The following is a 26,240-nucleotide window of genomic DNA, read 5'->3' on the forward strand; positions in this document are numbered from 1 at the left end:
GGATCAGGATTGACAAGCACGCGGTAACCGCACAATGAATCAGGAGATACCCCTATGGCACGTGCAGTAGGCATCGACCTCGGCACCACCAACTCAGTCGTCGCCGTCCTGGAAGGTGGCGAGCCCACCGTCATCCCCAACGCGGAGGGTGCTCGTACCACGCCTTCCGTGGTGGCCTTCACTCCCTCCGGCGAGGTCCTCGTCGGCGAGGTGGCGAAGCGTCAGGCCGTCACCAACCCCGACCGCACCATCCGCTCCGTCAAGCGGCACATGGGAACCGACTGGAAGGTGGACATCGACGGCAAGGACTACCGTCCGCAGCAGATCTCAGCCTTCGTGCTGCAGAAGCTGAAGCGCGACGCCGAGGCATACCTGGGTGAGGCGGTCACCAACGCCGTCATCACCGTCCCCGCCTACTTCTCCGACGCCGAGCGCCAGGCCACCAAGGAGGCCGGTGAGATCGCGGGCCTGGCCGTCGACCGCATCATCAACGAGCCCACCGCCGCGGCCCTCGCCTATGGCCTGGACAAGGGCGACAAAGAGCAGACCGTCCTGGTCTTCGACCTCGGTGGCGGCACCTTCGACGTCTCCCTCCTCGACATCGCCGACGGCGTCTTCGAGGTCAAGGCCACCAACGGTGACAACCGACTTGGTGGCGATGACTGGGACGCTAAGATCGTCGAGTGGCTGGTGGCGCAGTTCAAGAACAAGCACGGCGTCGATCTCTCGCAGGACAAGATGGCCCGCCAGCGTCTCCAGGAGGCTGCCGAGCGCGCCAAGATCGAGCTGTCGTCGGCTTCTGAGACCACCATCAACCTGCCGTACATCACCGCCTCCGCGGCCGGCCCGCTGCACCTTGACGAGAAGCTGACCCGCGCTGAGTTCCAGCGGATGACCCAGGACCTCCTGGACCGTTGCCGGAAGCCGTTCAACACCGTCATCAAGGACGCCAACACCAGCGTCGACAAGATCGACCAGGTGCTGCTTGTCGGCGGCTCCACCCGCATGCCCGCTGTCGCCGATCTCGTCCGTGAGCTGACCGGTGGCAAAGAGCCCAACAAGGGCGTCAACCCCGACGAGGTCGTGGCGCTGGGCGCTTCCCTGCAGGCCGGTGTGCTGAAGGGCGAGGTCAAGGATGTGCTGCTGCTTGACGTCACCCCCCTGAGCCTCGGCATCGAGACCAAGGGCGGTGTGATGACCAAGATCATCGAGCGCAACACCACCATCCCGACCAAGCGCTCCGAGGTGTTCACCACCGCCGAGGACAACCAGCCCGCGGTGATGATCCAGGTCTATCAGGGTGAGCGCGAGTTCGCCCGCGACAACAAGTCGCTGGGCAACTTCGAGCTGACGGGCCTGCTGCCGGCCCCGCGTTCGGTTCCGCAGATCGAGGTCACCTTCGACATCGACGCTAACGGCATCGTCCACGTCCACGCGAAGGACCTGGCCACGAGCAAGGAGCAGTCGATGACCGTCACCGGTGGCTCCGCGCTGGCCAAGGAGGACATCGACCGCATGGTCCGCGAGGCCGAGAGCCACGCCGAGGAGGACCGCAAGCGCCGTGAGACCGTCGAGATGCGCAACGAGGGCGACGCCCTGGTGTTCCGCACCGAGAAGCTGCTCAGCGAGAACGCCGAGAGCATCGGCGACGACGTCAAGGCCCCGGTTGTCGAGGCCGTCGACAAGCTGAAGGAGGCCCTGAAGGGTGAGGACAACGATGCGGTGAAGTCCGCCATCGAGGACCTCAACACCAAGGCCGCCGCGATGGGCCAGGCCATGTACGCCGCAGCCCAGGCCAAGGCCCAGTCCGAGCAGCAGTCCGGCGGTGAGTCGGAGGCAGCCAGCGGTGAGGCTCAGGATGATGTCGTCGATGCCGAGATCGTGGATGACGAGGACTCCAAGTGAGCGAGGACCCCACCCCCGATGAGGTCGTGGAGGAGGCCGAGGCGGTTGTCGAGTCAGCCGCCTCGGCCCTCGCCGACGGTGAGCCTGCCGCGGCCGAGGCCAAGGAAAGCAAAGAGGTGAGTGAAGAGACACCCGACTGGAAGATCGTCGCAGCTGAGCGGACCGCCGATCTGCAGCGTCTCCAGGCTGAATACGTCAACTACAAGAAGCGTGTGGACCGCGACCGGGCGCTGGCCCGGCAGCTGGGAATCGAGGCCGTCGTGGCCGACCTGATGCCGGTGCTCGACGCGATTCAGCTGGCCAAGTCCCATGGGGACCTGGACGGCGGCTTCAAAATGGTGGCCGACGAGCTGGAGAAGGTGGCAGCCAGGCATGGTCTGGTCGCCTTCGGTGACGTCGGCGACCGTTTCGACCCAACCCGTCACGAGGCCCTGATGGAGGTGCCCCTGGAAGAGGAGGTCACCGTCACGACGGTCTCGCAGGTCATTCAGCCGGGATACCAGCTGCGTGACCGTGTGATCCGGCCGGCGCGCGTCGCTGTCGCCAATCCGAAGCAGGGCTGAGCCCACGGATGGGGCCGGGGCAGTGGCGCCGGCCCCCTGCACATTGAGAGGCGATGAGTGAGCACCAAGGACTGGATAGAGAAGGACTACTACAAGGTTCTCGGCGTGGACAAGAAAGCCAGCGCCGAGGAGATCAAGAAGGCTTTCCGGAAGATCGCCCGGGACAACCATCCGGACGCCAACCCGGGGGACAAGGCCGCTGAGGCACGCTTCAAGGAGGCCTCCGAGGCCAACAACGTGCTCTCCAACCCGGAGAAACGCAAGGAATACGACGAGGCACGCAGTCTGTTCGGTGGTGCCGGGACGCGTTTCGGACGCAGCAGCACAGGCGAGGGCACAGCTGGTTTCGAGGACCTGTTCCGCAACGCGGGAGGGGCCCAGGGCGGCTTCGGAGACCTGTTTGGCAACCTCTTCGGCGGGGGCTCCTCAGGAGGGTCACGGCGTTCCTCCCAGCGTGGGCCGAGACGTGGCGCCGACATTGAGGGGGAGGCGAATCTCACCTTCGAGCAGGCTGTCGAGGGCAGCACCGTCGGGATGCGTACCGTCTCCGACGAGGCCTGCTCCGCCTGCCGTGGGACTGGGGCCAAGCCTGGGACGCTGCCGAAGGTGTGTCCCGGGTGTGACGGCTCTGGGATGCGCAGCTCCACCGCAGGCGGGGTGTTCTCGATGAGTGAGCCCTGCACCGACTGCCGTGGCCGCGGGCTGCTGGTTGACGAACCCTGCCCGGCATGTGATGGGACCGGTCGCGGCAAGTCCACGAACACCGTGAACGTCCGTATTCCCGCCGGGGTCACCGACGGGCAGCGGATCCGCATCAAGGGCAAGGGCGTGGCCGGCCAGAACGGTGGAGCTGCCGGTGATCTCTACGTCACCGTGCACGTCGCACCCCACAAGCTGTTCGGCCAGCAGGGCAACAACCTGACCATCACCGTACCTGTGACCTTCGCGGAGGCGTCGCTGGGAGCTGACATCCAGATCCCGACGCTCCAGGGCCCCAAGGTGAAGCTACGCGTGCCGCCGAACACACCCAACGGACGCACTCTCCGGGTGCGTGGGAAAGGCGTCAGGAGGAAGGACGGCACCGTCGGTGACCTGCTCGTCACCATCCAGGTGAAGGTTCCGGAGCACCTCAGTGATGCAGCCAAGAACGCGCTGCAGGAGTACGCCGAGAAGGCAGGCCAGGAAGACCCGCGGGCTGCGCTGTTTGGAGGCTGACATGGCTCAGAACCTGCCCCAGGCGTTCGACCCCGAGGCGCCGGTCTTCCCGGTCTCGGTGGCGGCGCAGCTGGCCGACATGCACCCGCAGACCCTGCGCGGCTATGACCGGCTGGGGCTCGTCGTCCCGAAACGGTCGCGTGGGAGAGGGCGGCGCTACTCCCTGAAGGATGTCGCGAAACTCCGTCACATCCAGCATCTCAGCCAGGGTGAGGGCATCAACCTGGAGGGGATCCGGCGCATCCTGGCCCTGGAGGAGCAGATCGACTCGCTGAGCGGCCAGGTGGAGCGCCTGTCGGATGCCCTGCAGCGTCTCGGCGAGACCCAGGAGGCCGCCCGCATCTTCACGGCTGAACCTTCAGGTGCGGTTCACTACGGGCGGTTCCGGGTGAAGCCCCGTCTGGCGCTGCCATACCGCTGATGACAACAGGCCCGGCTCAGGTTTTCACCTGAGCCGGGCCTTTCGCGTCCCACGTCTCAGCGACGGAGCCAGACCGCGGCATCAGCCGGGAGCACATCGGCGACGTCAGTGCTCGCCAGCAGCACTTCGCCATCCGGAAGCGGGACCGGGACTCCTGCCACGTTGACCAGCACCCGCACCGGTCCGTTGTCGAAGGCGACGACGTCCTTGCCCGCATTCACCCAGGCCAGCTCGCCTGCGCCCAGTCTGGATTCGCGGCGCAGCCGCAGGGCGTCGTGGTACATCGTCCAGGTCGACCCCGGCACCCCGACCTGCTGGTCGGCGGCCAGGGCCGCGTAGGAGTCTGGCTGGGGCAGCCAGGTCTGCCCGTTCGGGGAGAAACCCGCGCCGGGCGCATCCGCCACCCACGGCATGGGGATGCGGCAGCCGTCCCGTCCCACCTCCTGATGCCCCGAGCGGAACCAGATCGGGTCCTGGCGCAGGTGGTCCGGGACGGCGGTGTGCTCCGGCAGCCCCAGCTCCTCGCCCTGATACAGGTATGCCGACCCGGGCAGCGCCAGCATCATGAGCGTCGCCGCGCGGGCTCGCCGCAACCCCAGGGCAGCATCGGGCTGCGGGTCGGTGGCGGCGATGCCCCCGGTGTCGGAGGGATCCTCGCGGGCCAGGCGGGTGGCGTGGCGCACCACGTCGTGGTTGCTCAGTACCCAGGTGGTAGGTGCGCCGACGGCAGCGTTGGCGGCCATCGTCTCTGTGATCACCTTGCGGTAACTGGCTGCGTCCCACGCCGAGGTCAGGAAGTCGAAGTTGAACGCCTGGTGCATCTCATCGGACCGGACGTAACGGGCCAGGCGTTCCGGATCCGGGACCCAGGCCTCGGCCACCAGGACCCGGTCGCCGTCGTACTCCTCCAGCACCTTGCGCCAGCGGCGGTAGATGTCGTGCACACCATCCTGGTCCCACATCGGTCCCAGGTTGAAGTAGCTCCTGTCGATCGTCGCGTCCTCATCAGGCAGGCCGTTGGCCTTGATCAGCGAGTGTGCGACGTCCACCCGGAAGCCGTCCACCCCCAGGTCGAGCCAGTGCCGCAGGATGTCGTCGAAGCCCTCCCGGACGGCCTCGGTGTTCCAGTCGAGGTCAGGCTGGTGGGTGTCGAACAGGTGCAGGTACCACTGCTCAGGAGTTCCGTCCGGACGCTGCAGCCGCGACCACCCCTCGCCGCCGAACAGCGACCGCCAGTTGTTCGGCGGCAGCTCACCGCTGGGGCCACTGCCGTCGCGGATCAGGTAGCGCTGCCGCTCCGGGGCGCCGGGTTCGGCCGCGATCGCGGCCTGGAACCATTCGTGGGCGTCCGAGGTGTGGTTCGGCACCAGGTCGATGACCACCCGCAGGCCCAGCGCGTGGGCCTCCTCGATCAGCCGGTGGGCGTCGGCAGTGGCCCCGAACAGCGGATCGACCTGACGGTAGTCGGCGACGTCGTAGCCGGCGTCGGCCATGGGGGAGCGGTAGAACGGGCTCAGCCACACCGCGTCCACGCCCAGTTCCTTGAGGTAGGGCAGTTTCGAGATCACGCCCGGCAGGTCCCCGTAGCCGTCGCCGTCGCTGTCGGCGAAGGAGCGGGGATATATCTGGTAGATGACGGCGGAGCGCCACCACTCGTGGTTGTCTGTCATGTTCTGGGTCCTGTCGATTGACGGATGATCAGGTCGGGCCGGAAAACCAGTTCCGTACCGTCGGGGGTGTTGCCGTCCATTGCCCGCACCAGCCCCGAGACGGCCGCCTCGCACATGGCCTGGACGGGCTGGCGCACGGTGGTCAGCGGGGGATCGGTGAACGCCATCAGCGGGGAGTCGTCGAAGCCGATGACCGACAGGTCGCCGGGGACCCTCATGCCGCGGGAGTGGGCCTCGCGGATGACGCCGAGTGCCATCAGGTCGGAGCCGCAGATGATGGCGGTGTGTCCAGCATCCAGGAGTTTACCCGCCGCCACCCGTCCGCCCTCCGCGGTGAAGATCGTCCGCTCGATGCTGTCCTGGCTGAATCCCAGGCCCAGGAAGGCCGACGACTTGCGCTGGGTGGGCAGGAAACGGGCCGGGCCGACTGCCAGTCCGATGCGTTCATGCCCCAGCGACCTCAGGTGCGTGACGGACGCGGTGACGGCCTCCGCGTCGGAGCAGTTCACGAATACGGAGTCCAGCTGGGTGGTGTGACCGTTGATGAACACCGTCGGCACACCCGCCTCTGCCAGCCGCAGATACGGTGCGAGGTCGGCCTCGGTGTCGGCTGCGGCGCCGGAGATGGAGATCACTCCGTCCACCCCCAGGTCCAGGAGGGTAATGATGCAGGTGGCCTCATTGGTGCCTGACGGCCCGGCGGCCGTGATCACCGTGCGGTGACCGGTCTGGAAAATCGCATCCAGGCGCTCTGCGAAGGCAGGGAAGGAGGGATTTGACAGCTCTGGGACGACTAACCCGATCACTCCGCTGCGTTGCTGCAATTTTTCACGACTGTAGCCGAGATCGGTCATCGCCTGCAGCACAGCCTGGCGGGTGTCCTCCCGGATCCCGGGTTTGCCGTTGAGCACCCGGGAGACCGTTGAGATGGAGACTCCGGCGCTTTCGGCCAGGTCTGACATACGCGGACGTGTGCTCATCCATACCTCCATTGGCTAAGCCTTGACATTCCCTGGGCCCGCGACGTCCATGTGTCACGCTGACGTGGGATCCTCGTTGAAACACAGCCCAGAGTGTCTTCCTGCCGAGGCCTTGCCAGTGTGGTGCTTGGGCTTCGCTTCCCTGACCGGTGTCCCCTGCCGGCAGAACCTTGAAAGAACGTTATCAAATTGTGCCCAGAAAATTTCTAAAATTTGCTGAAAACATGCAGCGTTTTTGTTAGCGTTTCGGCAGCAGACAGGGCCGGCACCGAAGCCGGCCTGGAACAGGAGAACCACATGCGTAAGAGCCTGCTTGCTCTCGCAGCCACTGGACTGGCTTTCGCCCTGACGGCTTGCGGTTCGCCGAGCAGTGGCAACAACACCTCCGCCGGCTCCTCCGACTCAGCGAAGGCCTCCGGGACCCTCACCCTCTGGGCTGACGAGACCCGCATCGAGGGCTTCAACGCCATTGGCGAGTCCTTCCAGAAGGCCACTGGGGTCAAACTGGAGGTGGTGCAGAAACCGACCGAAGACGTCCGGACGGATTTCATCGCCCAGGCTCCCTCCGGGGCCGGCCCCGATCTGATTGTCGGTGCGAATGACTGGGTCGGCAGCCTCGTCAAGAACGGCGTTGTTGCGCCCGTTGAGCTCGGCGACAAGGCGGACGGTTTCTCCGATGCGGCCAGGAAGGCCTTCACCAGCGAAGGGACCCTCTACGGCGTTCCCTACGCGGTCGAGAACATTGCCCTGGTGCGCAACAATGCCCTCGCCAAGGAGACCCCGGCCACCTTCGACGAGCTCATCGCCCAGGGCAAGCAGCTCACCCCGGATCACCCCGTGCTGATCCAGCAGGGCGACAAGGGCGACGCCTACCACCTGTACCCGGTGCAGAGCTCCTTCGGTGCCCCGCTGTTCAAGCCCGACACCACTGAGATCGGCATGAAGGGCGAGGCGGGCGAGAAGTTCGCCGCCTACATCAAGAAGCTCACCAACGAGGGCGTGCTGTCCGAGTCCATCGGTGGGGATCAGGCCAAGCAGGCCTTCCTCGACGGCAAGTCCCCCTACATCATCACCGGGCCCTGGTGGACCGGCGAGTTCACCAAGGCCGGGCTCGACATCTCGGTGCTGCCCGTGCCCTCCGCGGGCGGTCAGCCGTCCGCCCCGTTCGTCGGGGTGCAGGGCGTCTACCTGTCGTCGTACTCCAAGAACGCGCTGCTGGCCAACCAGTTCCTCGACTACATGGCCGGTGACGAGGCGCAGAAGATCCTGCAGGAAAAGGGTGGGCGCCTGCCCGCGCTGAAGTCCGCCGCGGCGGCCGTCACCGACCCGGTCCTCAAGGGCTTCGAGGCCGCCGGTGAGAGCGGCCAGTCCCTGCCCGCCATCACCGGCATGGACGCGGTCTGGAGCCACTGGGGTTCCGCTGAACTCAGCATCCTCCGCGGGGAGGATCCCGTGACCACCTGGCAGCAGATGATCGCCAACGTCGAGGACGCGCTCGCCAAGGGCTGATCGGTGTTCCGTGCGGGGGGCTGCCCGGGCCCCCGCACGGTTCCCGGTTCGGAAAAGAGACATGACAGAGAAAACCGACTCTGCAGAGCCGCGGTTGTCCCACGCCCGCGACTACACACGCCCCGGCTTCTACGCGAAGCTGGTTCTGATGGCCCTGATCAACGCCTTCGGGCTGTACGGCATCATGGTTTCGGTTCCCCGGCAGCAATGGCTCGTGCTGGGGTTCCTCGCTGTGACGCTTCTCGTCGCCGACTACGTCTACTTCTCCAAGCGGGCGATCCCCGCGAAGTACCTGCTGCCCGGCCTGGTTTTCCTGCTCGTCTACCAGGTTTACGTGATGGGTTCCACCGCCTGGGTGGCGTTCACCAACTACGGCGACGGCCACAACGACTCCAAGCAAGCTGCCATCACCCAGATCCTCAAGGCCTCTGACCGCAGGGTCGAGGGCACCTCAACCTATCCCGTGACCGTCGTCGAGAAGGACGGCGAACTGGGATTCGCGGTGGTGCGCGACGGCCACGCCGAGGCCGGAACCCAGAACACTCCTCTCGCTGAGGTGCAGGGAGCGGTTGTCGCCGGCACCAGGGTGACGGAGGTGCCCGGGTGGAATGTGCTGTCGCCGGCCGACGTGCAGGCACGGCAGAAGGATGTGCTGGAGTTGCGCGTCAACCTCAGTGACGACCCCACCCAGGGCTGGTTGCGCACCGACAACGCGTCCTTCGCCTATGTCGCGAAGTCGGCGTTGACCTACGACGCCGCGGCCGATACCTTCACCGATCCCGAAGGGAAGGTCTACCACGCCGACGAGTCCGTGGGAGCCTTCGTCGCCAGCGACGGGTCGCAGCTTACCCCGGGCTGGCGGGTGTTCGTCGGGACCAAGAACTTCACCGAGGTCTTCAACGACTCGCGGCTGACAGGACCATTCCTCAGCATCATGGCCTGGACCTTCGCCTTCGCGATCCTGTCCGTGCTCACCACATTCGCGCTCGGGCTTGCCCTCGCCGTGATCTACAACGACAAACGAGTCAGGGGACGCACCTTCTACCGCGCGATCTTCCTGCTGCCCTACGCCTTCCCCGCGTTCCTGGCGGCGCTGACCTGGAAGGGCATGCTCAACCGGGAGTTCGGGATCATCAACCAGCTCCTGGGTGGGGCCGACATCGCGTGGCTGTCCGACGGGAACCTGGCGAAACTCGCAATCCTGGGGGTCAACCTGTGGCTCGGATTCCCGTACATGTTCCTGGTCAGCACCGGTGCCCTGCAGGCCATCCCGGGTGAGCTGACCGAAGCGGCCATCATGGACGGGGCGGGAGCGTGGCGGAGGTTCCGCAGCGTCACGCTGCCGATTCTCATGGTCTCCCTCGCGCCGCTGCTGATAGCCAGTTTCGCGTTCAACTTCAACAACTTCTCGTTGATCTACATGCTCACCGGCGGCGGCCCGAACTATTCCGGTGCCCCGGTGCTGATCGGTGAGACCGACATCCTGATCTCGATGGTCTACTCCATCGCCTTCGAGTCGGGAGGCAAGCAGTACGGCCTGGCCTCGGCGTTGTCCCTGCTCATCTTCGTGGTGGTCGGGGTAATCGCCTGGCTCGGATTCCGGCAGACCCGCAAGCTCGAGGAGATCATGTGATGAACGACAACGTCACCCTCAAGGGCGCCCGCTGGTGGAAGGAAGTGGGCTGGAAACACATCCTCGCGGTGATCCTGATGCTCTACTGCATCTTCCCACTGCTCTACGTGCTGTCGGCCTCGCTCAACCCCGGGGGCACGATCAGCGGTTCCAGCGAACTGTTCCGCAACGTCTCACTGGAGAACTACGCCACACTGTTCGGCACCAACTTCCCGCGCTGGATGTTGCAGTCGTTCGTGGTCAGCACCGCGACCGCGATCGGGACGGTACTGATGGCCGCGTCGGCGGCCTACGCGTTCAGCCGCTACCGGTTCACGGGACGCCGAGGCGGCCTCACGACCCTGATGCTCATCCAGATGTTCCCGCAGATGCTGGCCTTCGTCGCGATCTTCCTGCTGCTGCTGATGCTGCGCGACGTCTACCCGGTGCTGGGACTCAACTCGGCTCTCGGGCTGATCGCCGTCTACCTGGGCGGGGCGCTGGGTGGCAACACGTTCCTGATCTACGGGTTCTTCAACACCATCCCGAGAGAGCTGGACGAGGCGGCCCGGATTGACGGCGCCACCCACGCCCAGATCTTCTGGGGGGTCATCATGCGGCTAGTCACCCCGATCCTCGTGGTCGTGGGCCTGCTGTCGTTCGTTAGCAGCTATGGCGAGTTCATCCTGGCCAGGATCGTGCTGCAGCGGCCCGAGGACTACACCCTGGCTGTCGGCATGTATGTGTGGGCTTCCGATGAACGCAACGCACCGTGGTCGCTGTTCGCGGCGGGGGCGGTGGTGGCGGCTATCCCGATCATCCTGCTGTTCATGTACCTGCAGAGGTACATCGTCGCCGGACTGACTGCGGGTGCCGTCAAGGGATGAGTACCCAATAGAGTGAGCTCCATGACCAATCTCGCCTGGAACATCGAGAGGGTGCTGCCCTCTGCCATCGCTGATCTGCACAAGCTCATCTCCATCCCGTCCATCTCGTCGATGCCGGAACACGACGGCGACGTTACGGCCTGCCGGGACACTGTGGCAGGCCTGTTCCGGGACCTCGGTGCGGCGGAGGTCAAGTTCCTCGACGGCGGCGGCAAGCCGGCCGTATGGGCGCATTTCCCCGGACCGGAGGGGACGCCGACGGTGCTGCTGTACGCCCACTACGACGTCCAGCCCATCGGCGATGCCGCTGCCTGGACCTCGCCGGCTTTCGAGCCGACGGAACGTGACGGCCGGCTGTATGCCCGGGGCTCGGCTGATGACAAGGGCGGCATCGCCGTCCACCTGGCGGCGTTGCGCGTCTTCGACGGCAAACCGCCCGTCGGGGTGAAGGTGTTCATCGAGGGTGAGGAGGAGGTCGGTTCGCCGACCATGCCGACGCTGCTCGACCGCTATCGCGACGAGCTGTCCGCCGACGTCTATGTCGTCACCGACTCCGTCAACTGGGAGGTCGGGAAACCGTCGTTCACCACGTCGCTCAGGGGGGTCGCCGACTGCAAGGTCACCGTATCCACCCTAGAACAGGGCTTGCACTCCGGCCAGTTTGGGGGAGTGGTGCCGGATGCGCTGACCGCGCTCTGCCGCCTGCTGGCCACTCTCCACGACGAGGCGGGGAACGTCGCCATCGAGGGGCTTCACCAGGGAACGGCACCCGACCTGGACTATCCCCTGGACCGGCTCAAGGAAGAGACGGGACTGCTGGATGGCGTCTCGCAGATCGGCGACGGCCCGGTCGTCCAGCGCATGTGGTTCAAGCCCGCTTGCTCTGTGCTTGCCATTGACGCCACTCCCGTAGCGCAGGCCTCGAACACCCTGATCCCCTCAGCCCGGGCGAAGGTCAGCGTCCGGCTCGCGCCCGGGCAGGACCCGGTCGCGGCGTCCGATGCGCTGGAGGCTCACCTGCTGAAGCACGCCCCCTGGGGAGCGCGGGTGGAGGTGTCGCGGGGCCAGATGGGCGCGCCCAGCGCCATCTCTCTTGGGGACCGCGCCGAGGCGGCGAAGGCGGCGTTCCGCGAGGCTTTCGGCGTCGATCCGGTGGAGATGGGCTGTGGCGGCTCCATCCCGATCGTCGCTGAGTTCGCAGACCGCAATCCGGATGCGATGGTGCTCGTGACCGCTGTCACCGACCCGAACTCCCGGATGCACGGCATCGACGAGTCCCTGGACCTGGGCGACCTGGCCAAAGCAGCCCTGGCGGAGACGCTATTCCTGCACAACCTGGCCTGACACTCGACAGACCGCTCCAGACGCGACATTGGCGTCCGACCTCCAGACCCGCCGTTCCAATCCAGGTATCCGCTGACGAACAGGCAGGCGGAGGTCGTTGGGCACTTGAAGGTGCAAGCCGGAACGGGCGATGGATCGTGCAAGGTAGGGCACAGATGTATTCTGAAAGATGAGTTGACCCTCTTGTAGGGCCGCCGGGGATAGGGCCGGAACCGCCGACAGGTGTTCACCCTAGAGGGAAGCCCCCCGGGGCGCTGCAAGAGGATCAGCTTTTCTTCCAGAGGTGAGTGATTGGCACGGTGGTCTGCGCTGGGTGGGCCCTTGATCCCGTGCCCGGAGATCTTGTCGTCGTGGTGTTCAACGGTGGTGATCTGCAGGTAGGCGATAGGCTGAGGCCGTGCTCCGACCTGATGGCCGACTCTCGCTCGATCTCGACCCCATCGACCACGGACCGAAGGATGCCTGCGGCGTCTTCGGGGTGTTCGCTCCATCCGAGGACGTGGCCCAGCTGACCTTCTATGGACTCTTCGCGCTGCAGCATCGCGGGCAGGAGTCCGCCGGCATCGCCGTTTCCACCGGGGAGAGGATCACCGTCTTCAAGGACATGGGGCTGGTCTCCCAGGTGTTCGACGAGGTGACCCTCACCTCCTTGCGCGGCCGCCTCGGCATCGGCCACACCCGCTACTCCACCACCGGAGCGTCCGTGTGGCACAACGCCCAGCCGACATTCCGGGCCACGCACAGCGGAGGACTAGCGCTGGCCCACAACGGCAACCTCACCAACACCCACGAACTTGAGCGGTGGCTTGGCGAACTCGACCCCGGCCTGCGGGTGCCCGAGAAGAAGACCATGGACTCCACCAACGACACCTCCCTGGTGACCGCCCTGATGTCAGCTTTCGGCGATGACCCCATCGAGCAGGTCGCCATGAAGGTGCTGCCCCGGCTCCAGGGGGCCTTCTGCCTGACCTTCATGAACGAGACGACGCTGTTCGCAGCCCGCGACCCGCAGGGTGTCAGGCCGCTCGTCCTAGGGCGGCTCGCCAGTGGCTGGGTGGTCGCCTCGGAGACCGCCGCCCTTGACATCGTCGGCGCCAGTTTCGTGCGTGAGATCGAGCCCGGCGAGTTCATCGCCATCGACGGCGCCGGGCTGCGCAGCCAGCGATTCGCCGACGCCAAGCCCAAGGGCTGCCTCTTCGAATATGTCTACCTGGCCCGGCCCGACACCACCATCGCAGGTCGCAGCGTCCACGCCACCCGCGTGGAGATCGGCCGGATCCTGGCTCGCGAACACCCCGTCGACGCGGACCTGGTCATCCCCACCCCCGACTCCGGGACCCCGTCCGCTGTCGGCTACGCGGAGGCCTCCGGCATCCCATTCGGCCTCGGCCTGGTCAAGAACGCCTATGTGGGCCGCACCTTCATCCAGCCCAGCCAGACCATCCGCCAGCTCGGCATCCGGCTGAAGCTGAACCCGCTCAAGGAGGTCATAGCGGGCAAGCGGCTCGTGGTGGTCGACGACTCCATCGTCCGCGGCAACACCCAGCGCGCCCTGGTGCGTATGCTCCGCGAGGCCGGAGCGAGGGAGGTTCACGTGCGCATCTCCTCCCCACCGGTCGAGTGGCCGTGTTTCTACGGCATCGACTTCGCCACCCGCGCGGAGCTGATCGCACCCGGCTTGGCCGTCGGCGAGATCTGCCGGTCGCTGGGAGCTGACTCCCTGGGCTACATCTCCCTCGACGCCCTGACCGAGGCCACCGGACGTCCTGCCGCCAGCCTGTGCCGTGCCTGCTTCGACGGCCGCTACCCGATCAAGGTCCCTGAGGGCCGAGCCGAGCTTCTGGGAGACTCTGCAGGCTGCGACGATGACCAGGCGAGTGATGCCCAAGCGCCGGCGTGCCGAGGCGGTAGGGGAGAGCGCCCCGGAGGGTGTTCCAGCGGCGGTCAATCCGGCCGGGACCATGACCGGGCGTCGCGAGCCGGCCGGTCCCTGCCGGCGGGATCTGTCAATCTGGAGGAGAAATGAACAAGTCTGCGTATGCCGCCGCTGGAGTCGACATCGAGGCCGGCGACCGGGCCGTCGAACTCATGAAAGCCTCCGTTGCCCGCACCCACCGGCCCGAGGTGCTAGGCGGCCTGGGGGGATTCGCCGGGTTCTTCGACGCCTCAGCTCTGAAAGGCTATGCCCACCCGGTGCTGGCCACCTCCACCGACGGTGTGGGCACCAAGGTCGCCATCGCACAGGCCCTCGACCGCCACGACACCATCGGCTCTGACCTGGTCGGCATGCTCGTCGACGACCTCGTGGTCACGGGCGCGGAGCCGTTGTTCGTCACCGACTACATCGCCTGCGGCAAGGTGGTTCCCGAGCGGATCGCGGCTATCGTCTCCGGTATCGCGGACGCCTGCGTTGCCGCTGGCTGCTCCCTCGTCGGCGGGGAGACCGCCGAGCACCCGGGCCTGCTGGGCCCCGACGAGTACGACGTCGCGGGTGCCACCACCGGCGTCGTCGAGAGGGACGGGATCCTGGGGGCTCACCGGGTCGAGGTGGGCGACGCCGTCGTGGCCATGGCATCGTCGGGCCTGCACTCCAACGGCTATTCGCTGGTGCGCCGCGTGCTCCTGGAACAGGCCGGATGGTCCCTGGACCGTCACGTCGATGAGCTGGGCCGCACCCTCGGCGAGGAGCTCCTGGAACCCACCAAGGTCTATGCCCTCGACGTCCTGGCGCTGATCCGCGAGGTCCAGTGCCATGCCCTCAGCCATATCACCGGCGGCGGACTGGCCAACAACCTGGCCCGGGTGATCCCAGGTGGCATGCAGGCCCGCCTGAGCCGCTCTTCGTGGACGCCCCCGGCGATCTTCACGTTGGTGCAGGAGACCGGGGGCATCTCCGGCGCCGACCTCGAAGCTACGCTCAACATGGGCGTCGGCATGGTGGTGGTGCTGCCCCAGGAGCAGGCCGACGCCGCCTTGCGGGTGCTGGCCGGGCGCGGCGTCGCGGGCTGGGTCCTGGGGGAGATCGTTACCGCCGACGGCCCCGGCTCAGCTCTGCTGACCTGAGTCCGCGGTTCATGGGGTGCGGTCGGCTGCCGGTTCGTTCTTCTCGCTCTCCGACCCCCCGGTCTCGTCTTCGGGTTCTCCAGTCTCGTCTTCCGGCTGCCCCGGGCCGACCCGGCCTAGGCGCGTGGCGATCAGGACTGCCACGAAGAGCGCGACGCCCGCAGCGACCAGTCCAGTTTGCCGTGAGGCGGTGGCGAAGGCCTCCAGGGCGTCGTGTTGGAGCGCGGGGTCGGCCGTCTCGCCGAGGGTCTCGGAGAGTGAGCCACCGGGCGCATCGGGCGCAACCGTCCGGAGAGCGTGTGTGTACGAGAGATTGAGGACCGCCCCGACGACGGCGATCCCCAAGGCGGTGCCCACCTCCTGGACGGTGTCGTTCATGGACGAGATGAGGCCAGAGCGGGTGCGGGGACCACTGCTCATCAGCACGTCCTGCGCTGGCACCATGACAAAACCCATGCCCAGCCCGATCAGAATCAGGCAGGCCAGGACCGGCAGGTAGCCGTCGAGGTTTTGCATCAGCCCGTACGCAGCGCCTGCCGCAGCCACCAGGACCATACCCCCGGTCATCGTTGCCCGGGACGTGATGCGCGCTGCCAGTACTGGGGCCAGGGCGGAGGACACCACCGCCGCCGCTGCCATCGGCAGGATGGCCAACCCGGCCAGGAAAGTGCCGTACCCCAGGGAGAGCTGTAGCTTCTGGGTGATCACGAATTGCAGTCCTGCCATGGTGAACATCACCCCGGCTGCCGCGATCGAAGCCCCCTGGAAGCTGCGGGTACGGGCGACCGCGACGTCGAACATGCCGTCTGGGTGGCGGATGCTGTGCAGCCAGAACCACACGAGCACGATGCCTCCGGCGATGATCGAGCCCAGCGTGGGGACCGTCCACAGTCCGTTTTCGGAGGAGGAGATGATGCCATAGGTGATGCCCAGCAGCCCGGCTGAGGACAGGAGCGCGGCGGGAAGATCCACGCGCCGCGGGTGGGGATCACGCGACTCGGGCACCAGGATCATGGAGGCGAGGAAAGCCGCCAGGGCCACAGCCACGTTCAGCCAGAAGATCGCTCGCCAGTCGAAGACTTGGAGGGCAGCGCCTCCCACGAGGGGACCCACGATGACACCCAGCGAGGAGGTTCCGCCCCAGATGCCGATGGCCTGCGCTCTGGACGACGGGGGGAACACCTGGGTGAGGATGGACAGGGTGCCGGGCATGAACATCGCCCCTCCCAGCCCCATCGCCGCCCGGGCCGCGATCACGAGATCCATGTGCTGGCCCATCGCCCCCACGGCGGACGCGGTCGCGAACACAACCAGTCCCGCCAGGAACACCCGCCGCCGGCCCAGCCGGTCCGAGAGCGCCCCCGCGGTCAGGACCACACCGGCCAGGGCCAGTGAGTAGGCGTCCACGACCCACTGCAGCTGCTGGGGCGATGCCTCCAGCTCCGCCTGGAGGTGCGGCAGCGCCAGATACAGCCCGGACAAGTCGACCTGCACGATGAACGTGGCCAGCCCCAGGGCGGCCAGGATCAACCAGCGCCGTGGATGTCCGGTCTCGGGGTCCCAGCCGGGGCCCTGTGCGGAGAGTGACATGCGAAACTCCTCAAACATACTTTGTAAGTTATGGAATGATCTAAAACATACAACGTATAACTAGGAGGGACAACATGGGACGTCAACCGGGCCACGCGGCGGGACTCAGCGCGGGGCAGCTCGCGGCGCAGGCCCTCGCCATCGTCGATCAGGAGGGCCTGCAGGCCCTGACCCTGCGTAAGCTCGCGCGGTGGGTGGGCGTGGAGCCGATGTCCATCTATCACTACTTCCCCAACAAGGACGCGCTCCTAGACGGGGTGTGGGACGAGGTGCTGAGCGAGGCTGCCCTGCCCGCCGACGAGCCGGCGGTCACTTGGCAGGACTACATCCGCGGCCTCGCCGGCGAGCTACGCGTCGTGCTCCTGCGGCATCCCAATGCGCTGCCCATCATGCTGGGCCGCTCAGCGCGCACAACCGCGTCCCTCGACGTCGTGAACAGCATCCTCGCCTCCCTCACCAGCAAGGGCCTGCCACTGCCGGTGGCTGTGGACGTGGTGAACAGCATCACCGCCTTCGTCATGGCCCACACTCTCAACGAGCATGCCCTGGCCCCCACCGCGCCGGAGGCCATTGACCCGCAGCGTCACCCCGTCCTCGCAGCCGTGGTCGACCAGGGCATTGGTGCCGGGGCCGGTGACGATGCCCGTCGCTTCGCCCTGGCCATCGACGCCTTCATCGCGGGTTTCACACCCCAGCCCAGCCGGTAGGCAGACCGCAGACGGCTTCGGCAGTGAGCTGCGGTGGCCTTTGGGCGGAGCCGGGTCTCGCTGCTTCAGCAAGCGCGAATCTCACTGGGCGAGGACCGTCAAGATCATCTCGCTGTGATCATCCCGGGGCCACGGCCGGGGCTTCCCGCCGCTGGCTCTCTAGATCCCGTCGATCACCGCGTTGAAGGTGGCGGACGGCCGCATCACCGCCGTCGCCAGGGCGTCATCCGGCAGGTAGTAGCCGCCCAGGTCGACGGGGGATCCCTGCACCGCGATCAGCTCCGAGGTGATGGTCTCCTCCGCGTCGGCCAGGGTCCTTGCTATGGGGGCGAAGGCCCTGGCCAGGTCTGGGTCGTCGTGCTGCGCTGCCAGCTCCTCTGCCCAGAACCGGGCCAGCCAGTAGTGCGACCCGCGGTTGTCGGTGCCGCCGAGCTGCCGGGTCGGTGACTTGTCCTCGGCCAGGAAGCGCCCGTTCGCGCGGTCCAGGGCCGTGGCCAGCACGGCAGCCCTCGGATTGCCCCTTCCCGCCAGGTGCTCCAGCGAGGCGGCCAGTGCCAGGAACTCACCGAGCGAATCCCAGCGCAGGTAGTTCTCTGCCACGAGCTGCTGCACGTGCTTGGGCGCGGAGCCGCCCGCGCCGGTCTCGAACAGGCTCCCGCCCGCCATCAGCGGCACCACCGACAGCATCTTGGCCGACGTCCCCAGCTCCAGGATGGGGAACAGGTCGGTCAGGTAGTCGCGCAGGACATTGCCAGTGACCGAGATGGTGTTCTCACCCCGCCGGACGCGCTCGACGGTGAAGCGGGCCGCCTCACCGGGGGAGAGGATCCGAATGTCCAGACCGTCTGTGTCCTGCTCGGCCAGGTAGGCCTGCACCTTCAGGCGCAGGTTCTGGTCGTGGGCGCGGGTCTCCTCCAGCCAGAAGACCGCCGGCCAGCCTGTCGCCCGCGCCCGGTTCACAGCGAGTTTCACCCAGTCGCGGATGGCGGCGTCCTTGGTCTGGCAGGCGCGCCAGATGTCGCCTGCGGCTACGTCATGGCTCAGCAGCACGTCGCCCGCGGAGTTCAGGACCTCGACACGGCCGTCGGCCTCGATCAGGAAGGTCTTGTCGTGGGAGCCGTACTCCTCGGCCTGCTGCGCCATCAGCCCGACGTTGGGGACGGTGCCCATGGTGCGGGGATCGTAGGCGCCGTTCGCCCGGCAGTCGTCGATGATCACCTGGTAGACCCCGGCGTAGGAGGAGTCGGGCAGCACGGCGAGGGTGTCGGCCTCGGCTCCGTCAGGTCCCCACATGTGGCCGGAATTGCGGATCATGGCGGGCATGGAGGCATCGACGATGACGTCGGAGGGAACATGCAGGTTGGTGATGCCCCGGCTGGAGTCGACCATGGCCAGCGCCGGCCCGCCGGCCAGGGCGGCTTCGATCTCAGCGCGAATGGCGGCACCGTCGCTGAGCTGCTCCAAGCCGGTGAAGATCGTGGCCAGGCCGTCGTCGGGGGAGAGCCCTGCCGCGGCCAGGACGCCGCCATGGCGTTCGAGGACGGGCGCGATGAAGGTCTTGACGACATGCCCGAAGATGACCGGGTCCGAGACCTTCATCATCGTCGCCTTTAGGTGGACGGAGAATAGCAGGCCTTCCCGCCTCGCTGCCGCGACCTGCTCAGCCAGGAAAGCGTCCAGGGCCGCGGCGCGCATGACGGTGGCATCCACGACCTCCCCAGGCAGCACCCTCACGCGGTCCCTCAGGACCGTCATAGTGTCATCCGGTGCGACGTGCCGGATAGTGAGAGTGTCCTCGGCCGCCAGAACGACCGACCGTTCGTTGTGGTGGAAGTCGTCTGAGGTCATGGTTGCGACCCGGGTCCTTGAGTCCGGCGACCAGGCTCCCATCCGGTGCGGGTTGCTTCTCGCGTAGCCTTTGACGGATGCAGGCGCGCGGCGGTCGGAGTTGCCCTGGCGTAGTACGGGGTTTACGGCAGAGCCTGTGACCTGGTCGTACCGGTGGCGTGTCCTCTGCTCCGCGGGACTGGCGGGTTCTTCCGGGTAGCCGGGAATGCCGAATCCCTTGGCCTGGAGCTCTGCGATGGCGGCTTTTAGCTGCGGCACCGAGGCGGAGATGTTCGGCAGCTTGATGATGTTGGCCTCAGGGTCTTGGGTCAGCTCGCCGAGCTCCTCAAGCGCGTCTGAAAACCGCTTATTCCCGGGTAGTTGGTCGGAGAAGCGGGCCAGGATCCGGGCTGCCAGGGAGATGTCGCGGGTCTCGACCTCGACGCCGGCCAGGCGCCCGTAGGCCTGGAGCACGGGAAGCAGGGAGTAGGTGGCAAGCCGAGGTGCCTCGTCCGTGAGGGTGTAGATGATCTTTCCCATCAGGTCTCCTCAGAGCTCGTGGCCATGGTTCAGCCAGCCTACCCGGGCGGTAGCTTTGAGCATGTTGACTTACTCCGGTAGTCTCGGAGGCACGAAGTTACTGACAGATTCCGCGGCAAGTCCGCGATGATTGAACGAGGGGGTCGACCCATATGGGGCGCGGCCGGGCAAAGGCGAAGCAGACGAAGGTGGCCCGCGAGTTGAAGTACCGCTCGGTGGACACCAATTTCGCGTCCTTGGAGCGAGAGCTCCGAGGCGAGAAGTATGAGTCCCAGGAGACCACCGACATCCCTGACGCGTACGCAGACCTCGCGGAGCAGTACAACACCGATGACGACTACAACGATGAGGGCGACTACCCGCGTCGCTGAAATCGGCTGGCTGTGACCTGGGTTTCGGATGTCCAGCTGCCGGGCTACCAGCAGCTGGACATCCCGCTGCCCGAGGCCGGGGTGTACCCAGGCGAACCGGAGCATGAGGTCGTCGCGACGCTGGTCCGTCGCTCCGAACCGACATCACGGAGCGCGGTGCTGTATGTCCACGGCTGGAGCGACTACTTCTTCCAAACCCACCTGGCCGATGCCTTCGCGGGGTGGGGGTATGACTTCTACGCACTCGATCTGCGCCGCTACGGCAGGTCGCTGCGGCAAGGGCAGCTGGCTGGTTACACCGCGGACTTCACCGAGTATTACCAGGAACTGGACGCCGCCGTCGAGGTAATCCGTGCCGAGGGATATGAGAGCCTGGTCCTCATGGGCCATTCGACCGGCGGACTGGCAGTGTCGCTGTACGTCCACGCCCGTCCAGGGGTGGCGGACGTCGTCGTGCTGAACTCGCCGTGGCTGGAGCTGCAGAGCCTCCAGGCCTGGCGTCCAGCGCTGGCAGCGGCCTTCAGTGCGGTGGGGACGTTGTCTCCCACCCGCGCCGTGGTCCTGCCCGACCCAGGCTTCTACCTTCGTTCCATCTCCGCCGACGAGGATGGCCAGTGGGACTACAACCCCAACCTCAAGGGAGATCCTGCGTTCCTGCCGCGGGTCGGGTGGCTGTCGGCGGTGATGCGCGGCCATGCCGCGGTGGCAGCGGGCCTCGGCATCGACGTGCCGGTCTTGATGCTCATCAGCACCCGCAGCGACTTCTCCCGTACCTGGAACGACGACATGCACCGCGCAGACCTCGTCCTCGACGTCGATGCCCTCGCGGCACGCGCACCGCAGCTCGGCCGCCACGTCACCCTGATCCGCATCGAGCGCGGCAAGCATGATCTGGTGCTGTCGGAGGAAGAGCCGCGCGAACGCTTCCTCGACGAGGTCCGCCGCTGGCTGGACGCCTACGCCTGACCGTATTCGCCAGGCTGCGATCGGCCGCATTGAGCTGGGGCCTGCTCAGTCAGCAGGCCCCAGCGTCTGGCTGCCCGGTCTCACTTCCAGCCCAGGGCGCGGGCCAGGGCAACGAAGTTCTCGAACAGGTGTGTGTTGTACTCGACACCAAGCTGGCTGGGCAGCGCGAACAGCACATAGTCGGCCTCTGATGCCGCTTCGTCTGCGGACAGGCGGTCGGCGACGTGGTCCAGCGATCCTGCGATCGTCGGTCCGGAGACGGCCTTCGCATTGTCCAGGATGCCGCGGCCATCGCCTCGCTCATCCTGGGCGGCGAAATAGCGGCGGTCGTCGTCATTGGTGATGAGGAACACCGGCCGGGTCACCGCAGCCAGCCCCCCGGTCGTGCGACCGGAGGCAGCATAGCGGTCCCGGTAGCGCCTGATCTGTTCGGCCTGCTGGACGTGGAAGGGCCGTCCGTCATCGCCCAGGAGCAACGTCGAGCTGAGCAGGTGGTAGCCCTCCTCCGCGGCCCACTCACCCGTCGCGATGGTGCCCGCGCCCCACCAGATGCGCCCGTCAAGCCCTGGTGACTGGGGCTCGACCACGAGGTCGGCCGGCCCGTCGAGCGTCGCGGCGCGCTGCGAATGCGCCATCGGGACCCCAGAGACAGCCTGCCGGAACCGCTCGGCCCGCCCGCGGGCGACCTCGTCCCAGCGCTCACCGGGCTGCTTGTCCAGGCCGAAGGCGGCCTGGCCATCGATTGCCGGCTCTGGCGATCCCCGGCTCACGCCCAGCTGCACGCGGCCCTCGCTGATGAGGTCGGCTGAGGCGATGTTCTCGGCCATGACGAGGGGGTTCTCGTAGCGCATATCGACGACGCCGGTGCCGAGGTCGATCGTCGATGTGCGGGCTCCGGCGGCGGCGAGCAGCGCCGTCGGTGCTCCGAGGGACCGGTCGAAGTGGTGGACGCGGAACCAGGCACCATCCATCCCGGCCTGTTCGGCGGCCACGGCCAGCTCGATGCTCTGGCGCAGCGAGTCGCCTGCGGTGCGGACCCGGGCGCCCGGCACATCGCGGTAGTGCCCGAAGGACAGGAAACCAATCTTCTTCATGGTTCAACTAACGCGGTTGGGGGACTGGGTATTCCCGCATCCTGGGCGGGCAGATCCGCGGCAGGCGTCCCAATGCCTGGGAATAGCGGTCCCATGGGGTACGCCGTGCCTGGAGCCGGTCTGTCTGGGCTGGTCGGCTCTCTTCATGAGCGGCTAGGCGGAGCGTGTTCCGCGGGAGGCGTGCGATCGGAGCCAGGCAGGTTTTCTGCTGGGGATACCTCCAGTCCCCGGATTCGCCGGCCAGCTTGACTGCCGAGAACACCCTGGCCGTGGTAGTGATTATTCATCTCCTTGAATTGATTACCGGCCCCGGGGTGAAGGGGTGCGGTGGACGATGCGGCTGTGTGTATGGCTCACTGCCTTACTGTTCTGTTTGCTGTTCCCGCGGATTTCCAGGGGGAGTGTACTCAGGACCCATGGTGTTAACTCCTGAATCCCAGTTGGCCTGAGAGAAGTCCTGAGCTGGTGTCTCTGTGATATGTCTTTGGTGCATTCATGTAGGTGAATGAACCAAAGTTCATTCCTTCGCCTTTTCCCGTCGAGAATGGAATCTTTGCCGCCGGTCATCTATCTTGAGTCGCGAAAACGAAAGCTGGGGGGTTCTATGCCTGTTGTACGTCTAGCGTCTCGGTGGTGCGTCGCTGTTGTCGTCGCCCTGTCGTCTTGGTTGTTCTACGGAAATGCTGAGGCCCGGGCCGAGGAAAACACCAACATCGTCTTCAATCCCATCACGCTCACCCATGTGCTGGAGGACGGCACTCCGGTCCCCTCGCCGGGACGGCAGCTCATCACCGGCGACTACTTCTATCTGGATATCTCCTTCGACGCCACCGCCGCCGATCCCCAGCCTGGCCAGACATTCACGATCCAGCTTCCGGCTGCCTTCATCAATCGTGATGGCGGCAACTGGCAGCGGACTGTGATCAAGCCCTTGACGGTTGGTGGAGTCCAGGTGGGGGACTGCAAGATCGAAGAACGCGCGATCACCTGCACCTTCAATGAGGAGATCCGTGGCAGGACGGACCTCAAGGGCAGCCTCAGGGCTCAGCTCGTCGCCCGGAACGCCGCTACCGGCACCAGCAGCACCGTGGTCATCAACGGGAAGGATTATGTCGTCGCCCATCCGTGGGGTGAGGACATCATCACGGCTCCGGCCAGGCCCTTCACCCCCAGCAACCAGACAACCAAAGGCTCCACTGGCGTCGGTGTGAACTCCAAGGCCATCAACTGGCGAATCAATTTCGGCGGCGCCTGGTTGCAGAAGTACTATCCGAATGGTGGGCCGATCACCATCAAAGATCTGATCCAGGCCGGAATGGAAATCCCTGCGGACAAAACTATCCAAGTGGTTGAGACCTACGGCGATCCCGTCACTGGAAGGCCGCTTGACCGCGTCGTCGCTAAGGGAGATGGCACAGGTGAGGTGGACGGATTCAAGGTCGTTCCCTCCTACGATGGCAAAGAGGTTACCTTCGCGTTGACCGGCCCATTCTCGTTCGAGAGGAACTACCGGGTTGAATTCACCACCCCGTTTACCGGCGACACGACGATCATCCCGGGGTATGAATATCGCAATTCCGCTACCTATGTGGAGGTCCCCGGCCAGAAGGCGAATGGGTCTCGCAGCTATTTTGAGTCCTTCAAAGCCATCGTCAATTATCGAGAGGGTTTCGGCGGTTTCGAGGTGAGCAAGACCATGTCCGGTGATGTCCTGCCGGTGCGAAACCAGAAGTTCGATGTCGCCGTCGCCTACACGCTGCCTGACGGCAAGACTGCAGCCGACTACCCAGGATGGGACGCACCTGCGGAGAATCCCACGAAACTGACGGTGACCGCCGGGTCGACGACGCCTTTCTTCCCCACATTCCCAGCCGGCACCCTCGTCACGCTCACTGAGGATGTCGCCTCCGCCAGCCCATCTTCCCCAGGCATCGCCTGGGGTCAGCCGGTCTTCTCCTCCAAGGACAAGCGGGTAGCGATCAGCGCGGACGGCCAGCAGGCCAGTTTCACGATCGTCGACCAGGCTGCGATGCCAGTCTCCCTGAACAACACGGCAGTTGAGGGCGGTAGCTTTGCCGTCAGGAAGGTGGTCACCGGTGATGACGCCGCCGCCTTCCGTGACACCAGATTCGACTTCACCTATGAATGCACTGACGGCACAAAGGGAAGCCTCCAGGCATCCGAGGCAGACGGACTGGTTCCCTCCGGCGTCTCGTTGCGTGACGGGGTGCGCTGCACAATCCAGGAGCAGCCGACGCAGCATGCCCAGCACAACCTTGAGACTCCCGCAGCTCAGGAGGTGACCATCGCCGCCGGTGTCACCGCGGAGGCAGAATTCATCAACGAGTTCACCCGCAAGACGGGCCAGCTGGCCATCGCCAAGGTTGTTGCCGGCAACGGCTCCAGCGGTGCTGATGCCTTTGCCGTCACATATTCGTGCGACTCAGATGGGTGGAGCTCTGCTGGTGATGCGGTCCCCCGGGAGGGCAAGGTGCAGGTCACAGCGACCGCGCCAACCGAGATCGGCCGCTTCGCACCCGGCACCACGTGCAAGGTGACCGGTGAGGATCCCGCCGATCGTACTGGCTACCAGCTTGACGTCAGCCTTGGCGAGACAGTCAGCATCCAGGAAGGCGCCACTCAGATCATCACGGTGACCAACACCTACACCAAACTCCCTGATCCGACGCCGACGTTGTCTCCGGCTCCTACGCCTGATCCCACATCGACGCCGTCCCCGTCTCCCACGCTGACGCCGATTCCCACGCCGCCGCCGACGCTGACCCCATCACCTACCCTCACGCCTACGTCTGTGCCCACACCGTCACTGACGCAGACGCCGTCTCCCACACTGCCGGTGCCGACACCCGCTCCAGTGCCGTCTGCGACGTCCCTGCCGTCGCAGTCTGCTCCGACGCTGGTGCCCACGAGTGATCCGACGGCATCGCCCAGCCAGGCAGGCGGTTCCCCCAGGTTCCTCAAGCCCGGCCTGCCGAAGACCGGAGGATGACACAGGCTGGTTCCTGACCAGGCACGGGCTGCCACGAAGTCCTTGGGACGAGTTCTCTGACTCGTCCCAAGGACTTCGCGCTTTCTCGTGATTGAGAGTTTCCTGTGAGAATCTCAATCACCGGGATTGACTGCTTTCCCAGCCCGGAGCGTGGGTACTGAACTGCATTTCAGAACGCTTATCGAAGAGTGCGACATTAACTATAGATGCTCCTAATTAAATAATGGCTAGAAAGCGATGTTATAGCCCCGTTAAAACAAAACCTGCTGTCCTGAATAAGCCAAACCCCCGCCGCATGGGCCTGAAAATCAGATAAACATTTAGATTTTGTTAAATGTGAGCTATAGCCTCTCCGTGGTCTTCCCCTGAGGTGAGATGGCCTATCGGCCAAGCGGCCGGTAATGCTTCCCCAGAAGGTTTTTTCGCATCCTGGCGATGAAGCCAGGAAAAGCTATTCATGATCTATAAGCCATCGGTGCTCAGGCGTGCCGCGGCAGGCCTCGCCATGGTGATGCTGGCCGCCTCGGCGCTGTTTGCCGCGTCGGACTCACCGGCCCATGCTAAGGAGAGCCAGAACATCAAATTCACCTCCGCCACACTCGCCCATGTGACGGAAACGGGTGACCAGGTTCCGGCGCCTGGGCGGCAGCTGACCGTAGACGACTACTTCTACCTGGGCGTGGAGTATGACGCCACCAAGGCCAGCCCAAAGCAGGGGGCTCGTTCACCAACGGGCTGCCGGACACCTTCGACAGCCGCGACTTCGGCAACGCCCAGCGCAACGCCGTCAAGCCGCTGGAATACCGCTCCCCGGATGGTTCGGTCGTCACGGCTGCTGACTGCCGGTAGCCCTCGCTCTGGGCCTGAGGAGGACCGCCTCCTTGGGCCCAGAGCCATGTTCCAGCCGGGATGATGATGGCCGGTGACTTTTCGGGAAGCCATACTCCGCAGTTAACTAAAAGTGGT

At 65.8% G+C, this 26,240-nt stretch carries 19 protein-coding genes and 1 pseudogene; 15 read left to right on the forward strand and 5 right to left on the reverse strand.

Going from position 1 to position 26,240, the window contains the following annotated elements:
* The first annotated feature begins 54 nt into the window (after positions 1 to 54).
* The 4 genes from dnaK to SK1NUM_RS03140 are packed head-to-tail and all read left to right on the forward strand — an operon-like array spanning position 55 to position 4,104.
* Positions 55 to 1,905 (forward strand): molecular chaperone DnaK, encoded by a 1,851-nt coding sequence (gene dnaK, locus SK1NUM_RS03125; protein ID WP_212325266.1) that lies wholly within the window; start codon positions 55 to 57, stop codon positions 1,903 to 1,905.
* Positions 1,902 to 2,468, forward strand: coding sequence for a nucleotide exchange factor GrpE (gene grpE / locus SK1NUM_RS03130; protein WP_212325267.1), 567 nt, complete (start codon positions 1,902 to 1,904; stop codon positions 2,466 to 2,468). The genes dnaK and grpE overlap by 4 nt, the downstream gene beginning before the upstream one ends.
* Before the next feature lie 57 nt (positions 2,469 to 2,525).
* The gene (dnaJ, locus tag SK1NUM_RS03135) at positions 2,526 to 3,683 is read left to right on the forward strand and encodes a molecular chaperone DnaJ (RefSeq protein WP_212325269.1); all 1,158 of its coding nucleotides are present in this window, start codon (positions 2,526 to 2,528) and stop codon (positions 3,681 to 3,683) included.
* A gap of 1 nt (position 3,684) precedes the next feature.
* Complete coding sequence (locus SK1NUM_RS03140; RefSeq protein WP_212325277.1) at positions 3,685 to 4,104, forward strand: heat shock protein transcriptional repressor HspR; 420 nt, start codon at positions 3,685 to 3,687, stop codon at positions 4,102 to 4,104.
* A gap of 56 nt (positions 4,105 to 4,160) precedes the next feature.
* Here the strand turns inward: SK1NUM_RS03140 and SK1NUM_RS03145 are convergent, their stop codons facing one another.
* Positions 4,161 to 5,774, reverse strand: coding sequence for a glycoside hydrolase family 13 protein (locus SK1NUM_RS03145; RefSeq protein ID WP_212325279.1), 1,614 nt, complete (start codon positions 5,772 to 5,774; stop codon positions 4,161 to 4,163).
* Positions 5,771 to 6,754: a LacI family DNA-binding transcriptional regulator gene (locus tag SK1NUM_RS03150; RefSeq protein WP_212325280.1), complete on the reverse strand. Its 984-nt coding sequence runs from the start codon at positions 6,752 to 6,754 to the stop codon at positions 5,771 to 5,773. Before SK1NUM_RS03150 ends, SK1NUM_RS03145 begins: the two co-directional genes overlap by 4 nt.
* 297 nt (positions 6,755 to 7,051) lie before the next feature.
* On the opposite strand from SK1NUM_RS03150, the gene SK1NUM_RS03155 reads away from it, so the two are divergent.
* The 6 genes and pseudogenes from SK1NUM_RS03155 (at position 7,052) to purM (ending at position 15,169) form a co-directional block, all read left to right on the forward strand.
* Positions 7,052 to 8,263, forward strand: a complete 1,212-nt coding sequence (locus SK1NUM_RS03155; RefSeq protein WP_212325282.1) for a sugar ABC transporter substrate-binding protein — start codon at positions 7,052 to 7,054, stop codon at positions 8,261 to 8,263.
* 61 nt (positions 8,264 to 8,324) lie between these two features.
* Positions 8,325 to 9,896 (forward strand): ABC transporter permease subunit, encoded by a 1,572-nt coding sequence (locus tag SK1NUM_RS03160; RefSeq protein ID WP_212325284.1) that lies wholly within the window; start codon positions 8,325 to 8,327, stop codon positions 9,894 to 9,896.
* Complete coding sequence (locus SK1NUM_RS03165) at positions 9,896 to 10,762, forward strand: sugar ABC transporter permease (RefSeq protein ID WP_212325285.1); 867 nt, start codon at positions 9,896 to 9,898, stop codon at positions 10,760 to 10,762. Before SK1NUM_RS03160 ends, SK1NUM_RS03165 begins: the two co-directional genes overlap by 1 nt.
* A 21-nt stretch (positions 10,763 to 10,783) precedes the next feature.
* A complete protein-coding gene (locus tag SK1NUM_RS03170) occupies positions 10,784 to 12,106 on the forward strand; it encodes a dipeptidase (protein WP_212325287.1) in 1,323 nt (440 codons plus the stop codon).
* A gap of 397 nt (positions 12,107 to 12,503) precedes the next feature.
* Positions 12,504 to 13,988 (forward strand): annotated as a pseudogene (gene purF / locus SK1NUM_RS03175) (amidophosphoribosyltransferase); the annotation flags it as partial.
* 140 nt (positions 13,989 to 14,128) lie between these two features.
* On the forward strand, positions 14,129 to 15,169 hold the full coding sequence (purM, locus tag SK1NUM_RS03180; protein WP_212325289.1) for a phosphoribosylformylglycinamidine cyclo-ligase: 1,041 nt from the start codon (positions 14,129 to 14,131) through the stop codon (positions 15,167 to 15,169).
* A 9-nt stretch (positions 15,170 to 15,178) separates the two neighbouring features.
* On the opposite strand, the gene SK1NUM_RS03185 is transcribed toward purM, so the two are convergent.
* Complete coding sequence (locus tag SK1NUM_RS03185) at positions 15,179 to 16,759, reverse strand: MFS transporter (protein WP_212325291.1); 1,581 nt, start codon at positions 16,757 to 16,759, stop codon at positions 15,179 to 15,181.
* Positions 16,760 to 16,833: 74 nt separating this feature from the next.
* Between SK1NUM_RS03185 and SK1NUM_RS03190 the strand changes: the two genes are divergently transcribed.
* Positions 16,834 to 17,466 (forward strand): TetR/AcrR family transcriptional regulator C-terminal domain-containing protein, encoded by a 633-nt coding sequence (locus tag SK1NUM_RS03190; RefSeq protein WP_212325293.1) that lies wholly within the window; start codon positions 16,834 to 16,836, stop codon positions 17,464 to 17,466.
* A 159-nt stretch (positions 17,467 to 17,625) separates the two neighbouring features.
* On the opposite strand, the gene SK1NUM_RS03195 is transcribed toward SK1NUM_RS03190, so the two are convergent.
* Positions 17,626 to 19,833: an NADP-dependent isocitrate dehydrogenase gene (locus tag SK1NUM_RS03195; RefSeq protein ID WP_212325295.1), complete on the reverse strand. Its 2,208-nt coding sequence runs from the start codon at positions 19,831 to 19,833 to the stop codon at positions 17,626 to 17,628.
* Positions 19,834 to 19,985: 152 nt separating this feature from the next.
* On the opposite strand from SK1NUM_RS03195, the gene SK1NUM_RS03200 reads away from it, so the two are divergent.
* Complete coding sequence (locus SK1NUM_RS03200; RefSeq protein ID WP_212325297.1) at positions 19,986 to 20,204, forward strand: DUF3073 domain-containing protein; 219 nt, start codon at positions 19,986 to 19,988, stop codon at positions 20,202 to 20,204.
* Between the two features lie 12 nt (positions 20,205 to 20,216).
* Entirely contained in the window at positions 20,217 to 21,170 is a 954-nt protein-coding gene (locus SK1NUM_RS03205) for an alpha/beta hydrolase (protein ID WP_223927765.1), read from the forward strand.
* An 80-nt stretch (positions 21,171 to 21,250) separates the two neighbouring features.
* Here SK1NUM_RS03205 and SK1NUM_RS03210 read toward each other — a convergent pair whose 3' ends face one another.
* Positions 21,251 to 22,264, reverse strand: coding sequence for an LLM class flavin-dependent oxidoreductase (locus SK1NUM_RS03210; RefSeq protein ID WP_212325299.1), 1,014 nt, complete (start codon positions 22,262 to 22,264; stop codon positions 21,251 to 21,253).
* A gap of 604 nt (positions 22,265 to 22,868) precedes the next feature.
* Here SK1NUM_RS03210 and SK1NUM_RS03215 point away from each other — a divergent pair.
* Together SK1NUM_RS03215 and SK1NUM_RS03220 are read left to right on the forward strand one after the other, a co-directional pair.
* Positions 22,869 to 25,274: a DUF5979 domain-containing protein gene (locus SK1NUM_RS03215; RefSeq protein ID WP_212325300.1), complete on the forward strand. Its 2,406-nt coding sequence runs from the start codon at positions 22,869 to 22,871 to the stop codon at positions 25,272 to 25,274.
* Positions 25,275 to 25,731: 457 nt separating this feature from the next.
* Positions 25,732 to 26,187, forward strand: a complete 456-nt coding sequence (locus tag SK1NUM_RS03220; protein ID WP_212325303.1) for a hypothetical protein — start codon at positions 25,732 to 25,734, stop codon at positions 26,185 to 26,187.
* The last annotated feature ends 53 nt before the right edge of the window (positions 26,188 to 26,240 follow it).

Source organism: Arachnia rubra (assembly GCF_019973735.1).
GTDB classification, from domain to species: domain Bacteria; phylum Actinomycetota; class Actinomycetes; order Propionibacteriales; family Propionibacteriaceae; genus Arachnia; species Arachnia rubra.